Source organism: Bacillus sp. BF2-3 (genome assembly GCF_008368795.1).
Taxonomy (GTDB): domain Bacteria; phylum Bacillota; class Bacilli; order Bacillales; family Bacillaceae_G; genus Bacillus_A; species Bacillus_A cereus.
In genome coordinates, this window is the sequence record NZ_QOSA01000013.1 from 1 (window position 1) to 9,234 (window position 9,234).

Genomic DNA, 9,234 nt, shown 5'->3' on the forward strand with positions numbered 1-9,234 from the left:
CAGGCCCTTTCTTTCTATTATATTATGCATTTTGATTAATGACAGTATAGTTTTTATGACTTACAACTGTAAGAGGTTCCATATCTAGTTCTCTAAAATTCTTCATAATTGTTATATCAACAATAACAGAGTTTTGATTTACTTTTTGAACACGGCCTTGCATTCCACCTTTAAATTCGATGATATCTCCAGTTTCTGCGATCTGCATAAGCAACTCTCCTTGTTACAGTTTTCCCAAAAAAAGAATAAATTTGGGTTTTTTTATTTCCTCCTATTTTGAACCATATTTCCTACTTTGTAAATGTTTCCAAAGTAAAAATTCGAAAAATATTCACTTTTTGTAAGAAAATATGTAGAAAATCCATGTTTTTTGAAAAAAATAGCAAAAATGCGAGAATCTTTATATCGAGGTATAATGAAAAAGTAGAATAACCTGCTGAAGTGGGAGAAATTAGAGGCGGTAAAATGATGTTTGAATTTGTGGGGAGTGTTATAGCTTTAATTTTATTTTTATTTTCTTATATGCATTTAAAAAAGATTCGTCAATATGATACGAGTACATATTTTGATGGGATGGATGGTATCCATGCTTCGATAACACATGATAGTGGTGGGGAGATGTAAAGGTATATAACTTTATTTTCTTGCGTGGTATGATGTTTAGAACTAGTGCATAATAGAGTTCATAAGTGATGAATGGAGAGTGAAAAGAATGAAGATTTCTTTTATTCGTCATGGTCGCTTAGATTGTACTATAGAACCAATGACGGTTACATCCTTTCATGAATGGATAAAAGGATATGACTTACATACTATAACAGAAAAACAACCTATACCATTGGAAACAAGAGAAGCGGTTGAAGTAGCGAAATTGATTGTAACGAGTGATCAAAAGTGTGCTGTACAGTCAGCAGCTGAATTAATGGATTCTTTATCTTTTATACAAAATTCTCTTTTTAGGGAAGCGGCAGTTCCGGCGAGCTTTTATGCGCCAAAATGGTTGAAGTGTAAACTTAACGTATGGATGTGTATTGGACGAGCATTATGGATACTTGGTTACCATAAAAATGTTGAATCTTATAAGGAAGTAAGAGAGAGGGCAAGGCAAGCAGCTTACGTATTACATCGTTATGCTCTCGTACATGGAAGTATTGCTCTTGTAGGTCATAATTATTTTAATTCGATGATTGGAACGGAGCTGAGGGCAATGGGATGGTCTGGTTCGCCTATTTTGCATAGAAAGCCATGGGGATGTACAACATATACGTTTCACGAGGCGATGGATGGAAATATATTAAATACGAATTTAACATAAAAGCACACGATTTATATAAATCGTGTGCTTTCTTTTTAAGATACAGAAATTTTGACGTTTAATGGTTTTACGAGATGAGCATAAGGTTCGCCTACTAGCATAACAATTTCATCTTTTTTATAACCTAACTTTTCGTATAGTGAATAGGCGCGTGTGTTTTCTAAATTAACAAGTAAAGCGATTTTTTCATGCCCTTTTTCAGTTGCATAGATTTCGGCAGCTTCAATTAATTTAGAACCGATACCTTTTCCGCCGTGTGCACTTGAAACTGATAGTGTATCAATGTAATACTCATCAAGCTCAGCTTCTTTTTCTAACGTAATTGATTCATCTTTATGTAATTCTCTTAAGTGATGTACAATTGGTGCGTCAAGCTGTGTTGCTTCACTACCGTGATAAGCGACAATAACTCCAACTGCACTCTCGTCTTGTTCATAGACAAAACAGTTTTCGTAGCTCAGACGGTTATTTTCTTTTGAGAACCATGTCTCAAGTCCTAGTAATACTTCTGCTTCATCTGTGCTACCTGTGATTTTTTCAGCAATTTCATGCAGAGCATTATACAATAAAGGAGCTATTGCCATTGCATCTGTCTTTTTTGCTTTCCGAATCATAGTATCCCTCCTAGTTCTATTTGTATATTGTAGCATAGTGGTATGGAACTTTGCATAATTGAATGCCGAAATGTTTGATATAGAGAAGTAGCTATGTTAGTATATGATATTTAGTGGACATATAGTAAAACGATATTGTTTGCGAAATAACGAAAATAAAATCATGGCATAACAACGAGATAAAGTGAAACGTTAATCAGTAAGATTTTTTGTTCATTCCACGACTGATTAGTAGTCAACACCAATCGCACTACCTGCAAATAGCGGGATAAATTTACAGTTGTTGACCTATAGAATATACGATAAAATAAAATATTGCAGAGAGGTGAAATACATGGATAAAGAATTAGCAAATACAATTTTAGATCAGCTAAAAAATGGTGAAATAAAGGAGTATGTTGTTACGAAAGATGTATTTTATACGTTCAGAGAAGTTGTTGTAAATAGAGAAGACTTTAAGCATTTCATTGGTAACGCACAGCGAGGCGGGCAAGTGATTTATACATATTCAGAAACGCCACGTTCATAAAGAGGAATTTTGATCAGCAGGGCATCTCTCACTGATTAGTAGCCTTTCACCAATCGGACGTTTAATGCGGGATAAATAAAAGATAAAGGAGAGGGGAATTATGGGCGATTTTAAACAAGGCATTTTACCACATTGGGATTATATGTGGAAAGATAGAGCCGGCAATCGATTTATGGGAATGGTTATGTATCCAGAGAAACGAAAATGTTCAGCAAAAATGCTTCAGAAAATAAAAAGAGCATATGAAGAAGCAGTAGAAATTAAAGTAACTGTACAAGTTCGACATACATATCAGTACGTAGAAGGAATGATTGTATACTTTGATGAAGAGGCTCCGGTATGTACAATGATTGATAAAGATGAAAATCCGCATCATATATTTGTAAAAGATATTTTGCGCATTGAGCACTCTGAATAAACTTTTCATAAATAAATTGAAGTTCCATAATAATAATCTTTTTCTATAATAGTTATCTTTTAGTATGTAACGAGAAACGAAAGTATATGTATAATATATTTAATAAGGTAAATTTGATAAATGTAATCGTTTTTTAGAGCAGATTATAGTTTCATATCTGTTCTTTTTTGCGTGATGCTGGAGAAATATATTTCTTCAGCATCTACCGTTTTATGACAAAATATATTGTTAACTTTTTTAAAAATAAGGTTAAATTCGTTGACAACTTTTTTGAAAAGCACTTTATTGACATGAGTTTTAGAATGTTGTTTCATAGTCATTGTATTGAAAAAAAACGGCTATCATGTCGAAAAGTAAAAGTTAAAAAAAGAAAGAATTTATACATATATCTTGTGTCTTATTTTGAAACGTAATACAATATATAGAGAAATCAAGAACAACATATAGAGAATATAGATTTGAGAGGGAGGGTCGGAAATGTTAGTTGCATATGATTCTATGACAGGAAACGTGAAGCGTTTCATTCACAAATTAAATATGCCGGCCGTTCAAATTGATGAAGATCTAGTAATAGATGAAGACTTTATTCTTATTACGTATACAACAGGTTTTGGCAATGTACCAGAACGTGTTTTAGACTTTTTAGAGCGCAATAATGAAAAATTAAAAGGCGTATCTGCAAGCGGCAATCGTAACTGGGGAGACATGTTCGGTGCAAGTGCTGACAAGATTTCTACTAAATATGAAGTGCCTATTGTATCAAAATTTGAGTTATCTGGAACAAATAACGATGTAGAATATTTTAAGGAAAGGGTGCGGGAGATTGCGACACATTGAACTGAATAATGAAATCACGCAAATGCAGGACGGTTTTTATCAGCTTCATAAAGATAAAGAGGCATTAGAAGTCTTTATGGAAGAAGCTAGAGAGAATACCGTTCCTTTTAATAGCGTGGCAGAGCGAATGGAGTATATGAAAGAACATGATTACTATTACAACGTTCTGGACGAGTATAGCTTGGAGGAAGTAGAGGAAGTATATAACATCGCTTATGGTGAAAACTTCGAGTTCCAATCTTATATGGCAGCATCTAAGTTCTACAAAGATTATGCGTTAAAAACGAATGATCAAAAACAATACTTAGAAAGCTATGAAGATCGTGTAGCAATTGTTTCATTATACTTAGGACGCGGTGATGTTTCGAAGGCAAGACAATTCGCAAGCATGATTGTAAAACAAAACTACCAACCAGCGACACCAACCTTTTTAAATGCGGGAAGAAGCAGAAGAGGAGAAATGGTGTCTTGTTTCTTGTTAGAGATGGACGATAGCTTAAATTCGATCGGCTTTAACATTAATACTGCGATGCAATTATCGAAAATCGGCGGGGGAGTAGCTTTAAACTTATCTAAACTACGCGCACGCGGTGAGCAAATTAAAGGTATCGACAACGCTGCAAGTGGCGTAGTACCTGTTATGAAATTGCTTGAAGATTCGTTTTCATATGCGAATCAGCTTGGCCAACGAAAAGGTGCCGGTGCAGTATATTTAAACATTTTCCATTGGGATATTATTGAATTCCTGGATTAATTGGTAGTCCCTCTACACAGTAATGTGTATGAGAAAACCTTGTGAACCTAACCAATAGGGTGTCGCATTAGCGGCTAACGGTATCAGTTGAATAAGGGGTAAAAGAAAAAGAACCCGCGAAGAAGCTGACTAAGAGAGCCTACGGTCCATGCAAGTGGATAGCAGGTAATACCGTGCCAAGCTTGAAAGAAATATTACTTGGGTGAAGTGGAATCTTATATTCACCGGAGGCGAGATTCCATGAACTGTGGAATTTATTTGATAATTAATAAGGAAAACAGGAAGTTTTATATTGGTAGTTCTAATAATTTTAAAGTACGATTTAAAACTCATAGAAATCAATTGAATGCTAATCGGCATCATAGTAAACATTTACAAGCAGCCTGGAATTTATATGGTGAGAATAAATTTGAGTTTAAAGGGATAATTGAATTACCAGATGATAAGGACATTCTTCATAAGATAGAGCAAAGTTTATTAAGTCAATATTATGGGAAACAGTATTGCTACAACGGACATCCTATCGCTAGAGGTGGGGCGTTGAGTGGGGAAAAGAACCATATGTATGGGAAAACCCACTCAAAGGAAGTAAAAAAGTTTCTTTCTGAAATTAATACTGGGCTTAATAATTATTGGTATGATAAACCTCAACATATGGAGAATATGAGATCTAAGATTACTAAACGATTTCATGGTAGAAAACATACTGATGAAACAAAAGAAAAAATGTCTAGATCTCGTAAAGGTAAAAAGCATACAAAAGAAACATGTATGAAGATAAGTAAAGCTCAAAAAAATCAATATAATTCAGGTAGAGAAAAACAAAAAAAGCCAATTGTTATAAATGACATTTACTATGAGTCTTTAGCAGAAGCCGGACGAGTGTTTAATGTACCTGCTAATACGATAAAATATAGAGTACTATCCAATAACTTTCCTAATTATCAATACTTTCAAGAAGGTGTAGAGACTATCGAACGCGCGTCATTAGACGAAAGCTAGTAGAGTAGGCTGGAAATAGGTACCAGTCGAAGTGCAAGGCAACCAGTTACAGGTTGATGATATAGTCCAACCTTCATAGAAATATGAAGACGAGTTGACCAAAAAAATAAATGCCGATGAGAAGAGCCGTATTCAGTCTCTATCAATCGGAATTATCGTTCCAAGTAAGTTCTTTGAGCTTGCTGAGAAAAACGAACCTTTCCATGTTTTCGCGCCTTACACGGTGTATAAAGAATACGGAAAGCATTTAGATGACATTGATATCGATGAAATGTACGATGAATTAATGAGCAATCCGAAAGTGAAGAAGAAGCCACTAGATATTAGTGCACGTGATATGCTTATTAAAATCGCTATGATTCAGCTTGAGTCTGGTTACCCATACTTAATGTTTAAATCAAATGCAAATAATCAACATCCATTGAAGGATATTGGAACTGTGAAGATGTCGAACTTATGTACAGAAATCTTCCAGCTTCAAGAAACTTCAGAAATAAATGATTACGGTACAGATGACATTATCCGTCGTGATATTAACTGTAACTTAGGATCGTTAAATATCGTAAACGTAATGGAAAATAAAGAAATTCGTGAAGCAGTTCATGCGGGAATGGAAGCTTTAACAGCTGTTTCTGATATGACGATTATTCCGAATGCACCAACTGTGAAAAAAGCAAATGACGAGCTTCATTCAGTTGGACTTGGAGCAATGAACTTACACGGATATTTAGCAAAAAATAAAATCGCTTATGAAAGTGCAGAAGCGAAAGAATTCGCTCGTACATTCTTTATGATGTTAAATTACTACTCTATTGAGAAAAGTATGGAAATCGCTACAGAAAAAGGCGAGACATTTAAGGACTTCGATAAATCTGATTATGCGAATGGCACATACTTCGAAAAGTATGAAACGACAGATTACAGCCCAGTAACTGAAAAAGTTCAGCAACTATTTGAAGGAATTCATATTCCAACAAAAGAAGATTGGACAAGTTTAAAAGAGCAAGTGCAGAAGAATGGTTTATACAACTCATATCGTCTTGCCATTGCTCCAACACAATCAATCAGTTACGTTCAAAATGCAACTTCAAGCGTAATGCCGATCGTAAGTCAAATCGAATCAAGAACATATGCGAATGCGACAACATATTATCCAATGCCGTATTTATCAAAAGATACGTTCTGGTACTATAAATCTTCTTACGATATGAATCAGTTTAAATTAATTGATTTAATCGCAGAAATTCAAGAACATATTGACCAAGGAATTAGTACAATTCTTTACGTTAATAGTGATATTTCAACACGTGAATTAGCACGTTACTACATCTATGCACATAAAAAAGGCTTAAAGAGTCTGTATTATACGAGAACACGTAAATTAAGCGTGGAAGAGTGTGTGGCTTGTACCGTTTAATGGCATATTGCCATACTAAATGAATAACCCAATAGTATGAGCAGGGTTATGAACCCTGCTCATACTTGGTTTGTTCTACTAAACGGTTAGCTTTTCATTGTTAGATGGAAATTTAACCGTTCAGTAGAACAATAATAGATATAGGGGTGATTCAATGCGCGCTGTTAACTGGAATAAAAAGGAAGATGATTTCAGTTTAATGTTTTGGAAGCAAAACATCGCTCAGTTTTGGACAGAAGAAGAAATCGCGGTTTCTTCTGACAAAAATACTTGGGTGCAATTATCGAAAGAAGAGCAAATTGCTTATAAGCGTGTATTAGGTGGTTTAACACTTTTAGATACGAAACAAGGTGGCGAAGGAATGCCACTTGTACTTGTTCATCTTGAAAATTTACAAGCGAAAAGTGTATTAGCTTTCATGGGAGCTATGGAAGAAGTACATGCGAAAAGTTATAGTCACATTTTCACAACATTAGCTACAGAAGAAGAAATTGATGATATTTTTGACTGGGTAGACAATCATCCGTTACTTGAGAAAAAAGCTGGTATTATTACTAGTTACTATCGTCGTTTATTAAAGCCTGAAGTAACGAAAAAAGAGTTATACATGGCAATGGTAGCAAGTGTGTTCTTAGAAAGTTACTTATTCTATAGTGGATTTTTCTATCCACTTTACTTAGCTGGTCAAGGTAAACTGACGGCAAGTGGTGAAATTATTAACCTTATTATCCGTTAACTTATGGCGGCTTTTGGTAGAGATACCAATTGAAAAACCCTTTTAATTGCTGGGACCCCCTATTGTAAATTTATCTGTATTATTATTGATGAATATATGCATTCAGGTTATTCTCTAACTATCAATAGATGGAAAGGAGAATAGCTGATAGGGCAATCAGCAGCGAAGCCTTTATCTAGCGATAACATGTACGGAATTTACTATTTAAAAATCAATGGGAAGTATTATATTGGTAAAGATGTGAACGTTTCAAATTTAAAACGAATTAGGGAACATATGTGGATGTTAAAGAGTGGTACACATTATAATAGGTATTTACAAGCAGTATACTGTAAATATGAATCCACTTTAGAATATGGAATTCTAGAGGAAATAGAATGTTCATTGGAAGAATTGAGTGAGATTGAGCAACAGTATATTTGGCTGTATGATTCTTATAATAATGGCTATAACTTGACGTTAGGCGGAGAAGGATTGGGTGGAATTAAATTCACTGAAGAACAATTAGAGAAGAAAAGGCAACGTGTTATAGGTGAAAAAAATCCACAATCAAAAATTACAGATGCACAATTTTTTGAGATTGTAGAACTACTAAAGTGCGGAAAGACAAATCCAGAAATTGCTGATATGTATAATCTTCATCCTAATTATGTATCTTTAATTCGACATAAGAAACGTTATAAATATCTTTGGGGAAAAGTGCAAAATTATATGCCGGTTAAATCTGAACACCAACTGAAAACAAGGGGACGTGTGACTCTTGAAATGTTTTTGGATATCGTTCAGATGCTACAAGCCGGTGAATCTAATGCATCCATTGAAAGAAAACATGGGTTATCGAGCGGCACAGGAAGCCGTATCAGACATCGAAAACTGTATAAACAGTGGTGGGTGCGATACGTAGATAAAGGAACGTTCAACGACTATCCCAATGGCGGTGAAATTCCGCAAGAGGAGTAGGGCCAAGCGGTGGGTGAGAATCCCTTAAATCGAAATGGAGGGCTACCTGAGAAGGTAGATGATATAGTCTCTTCTTACAGGAAACTGTAAGCTGTATAAACGGCATAGGAGTAGCGAACTTATGTGAAGGTAAAGGATGAGTCAATTCACGGCGTATTCGTCGGTATTTTAGCACAACAAATCTTCGCAGAACTTTCTGCAGAAGAGCAACAAGAAGTGCAAAAAGAAACACAAGAGTTATTAATGGAACTATATGAAATTGAAATGGCCTATACAGAAGAAATTTACACTTCTATCGGTCTTGTAGAAGATGTAAATCGTTTCGTTCGTTACAATGCGAATAAAGGGCTTATGAACTTAGGACTTGAGCCGAAGTTTGAAGAAGAAGAAATTAACCCAATCGTTTTAAATGGTTTACGTACAGATACGAAAAACCATGATTTCTTCTCTGTAAAAGGAAATGGTTACGTAAAAGCAACGAACGTTGAAAAGTTAGCTGACGATGACTTCGTGTTTAACTTTTAATATAGGATTATAAAGAAAAACTGTCTTGATAAGACAGTTTTTCTTTATAATTTTGTTTACATAACACTATTATTTTTGTATAGCGATTTATATTTGGGAAGTTCTATTCGTTTAACGGATGGAACTT

The 9,234-nt window shown here is 34.7% G+C and carries 9 protein-coding genes and 4 pseudogenes; 11 read left to right on the top strand and 2 right to left on the bottom strand.

The features are described from left to right. Positions 1-22: 22 nt before the first annotated feature. On the bottom strand, positions 23-208 hold the full coding sequence (locus tag DN401_RS11790) for a YkvS family protein (protein ID WP_001165082.1): 186 nt from the start codon (positions 206-208) through the stop codon (positions 23-25). Between the two features lie 260 nt (positions 209-468). Here DN401_RS11790 and DN401_RS29780 point away from each other — a divergent pair, with 260 nt between their 5' ends. Together DN401_RS29780 and DN401_RS11795 are read left to right on the top strand one after the other, a co-directional pair. After that, positions 469-624 carry a hypothetical protein gene (locus DN401_RS29780; RefSeq protein ID WP_000461432.1) on the top strand — a complete coding sequence of 52 codons (156 nt, stop codon included), beginning with the start codon at positions 469-471 and terminating at the stop codon, positions 622-624. An 88-nt stretch (positions 625-712) separates the two neighbouring features. Then, positions 713-1,315 (top strand): hypothetical protein, encoded by a 603-nt coding sequence (locus tag DN401_RS11795; protein ID WP_000703104.1) that lies wholly within the window; start codon positions 713-715, stop codon positions 1,313-1,315. Positions 1,316-1,350: 35 nt separating this feature from the next. On the opposite strand, the gene DN401_RS11800 is transcribed toward DN401_RS11795, so the two are convergent. After that, on the bottom strand, positions 1,351-1,929 hold the full coding sequence (locus tag DN401_RS11800) for a GNAT family N-acetyltransferase (RefSeq protein WP_000619542.1): 579 nt from the start codon (positions 1,927-1,929) through the stop codon (positions 1,351-1,353). Positions 1,930-2,263: 334 nt separating this feature from the next. Here DN401_RS11800 and DN401_RS11805 point away from each other — a divergent pair, with 334 nt between their 5' ends. The 9 genes and pseudogenes from DN401_RS11805 to DN401_RS11850 all read left to right on the top strand — a co-directional run. Then, entirely contained in the window at positions 2,264-2,458 is a 195-nt protein-coding gene (locus tag DN401_RS11805) for a hypothetical protein (RefSeq protein ID WP_000356684.1), read from the top strand. A gap of 100 nt (positions 2,459-2,558) precedes the next feature. Next, positions 2,559-2,876, top strand: a complete 318-nt coding sequence (locus DN401_RS11810; RefSeq protein ID WP_000502205.1) for a hypothetical protein — start codon at positions 2,559-2,561, stop codon at positions 2,874-2,876. Between the two features lie 477 nt (positions 2,877-3,353). After that, positions 3,354-3,713, top strand: a complete 360-nt coding sequence (nrdI, locus tag DN401_RS11820) for a class Ib ribonucleoside-diphosphate reductase assembly flavoprotein NrdI (RefSeq protein WP_000959447.1) — start codon at positions 3,354-3,356, stop codon at positions 3,711-3,713. Continuing rightward, positions 3,700-4,464: pseudogene (locus DN401_RS11825) on the top strand (ribonucleotide reductase N-terminal alpha domain-containing protein); the annotation flags it as partial. The gene nrdI and the pseudogene DN401_RS11825, both read left to right, overlap by 14 nt. A 243-nt stretch (positions 4,465-4,707) precedes the next feature. Beyond that, positions 4,708-5,469 carry a group I intron GIY-YIG endonuclease gene (locus DN401_RS11830; protein WP_000995586.1) on the top strand — a complete coding sequence of 254 codons (762 nt, stop codon included), beginning with the start codon at positions 4,708-4,710 and terminating at the stop codon, positions 5,467-5,469. 97 nt (positions 5,470-5,566) lie between these two features. After that, positions 5,567-6,886, top strand: a pseudogene (locus DN401_RS11835) (ribonucleoside-diphosphate reductase subunit alpha); the annotation flags it as partial. Positions 6,887-7,040: 154 nt separating this feature from the next. Next, positions 7,041-7,619, top strand: a pseudogene (locus DN401_RS11840) (ribonucleotide-diphosphate reductase subunit beta); the annotation flags it as partial. Between the two features lie 189 nt (positions 7,620-7,808). After that, the gene (locus tag DN401_RS11845) at positions 7,809-8,582 is read left to right on the top strand and encodes a GIY-YIG nuclease family protein (RefSeq protein ID WP_000274263.1); all 774 of its coding nucleotides are present in this window, start codon (positions 7,809-7,811) and stop codon (positions 8,580-8,582) included. Between the two features lie 129 nt (positions 8,583-8,711). Next, positions 8,712-9,107 (top strand): annotated as a pseudogene (locus DN401_RS11850) (ribonucleotide-diphosphate reductase subunit beta); the annotation flags it as partial. Between the last annotated feature and the right edge of the window lie 127 nt (positions 9,108-9,234).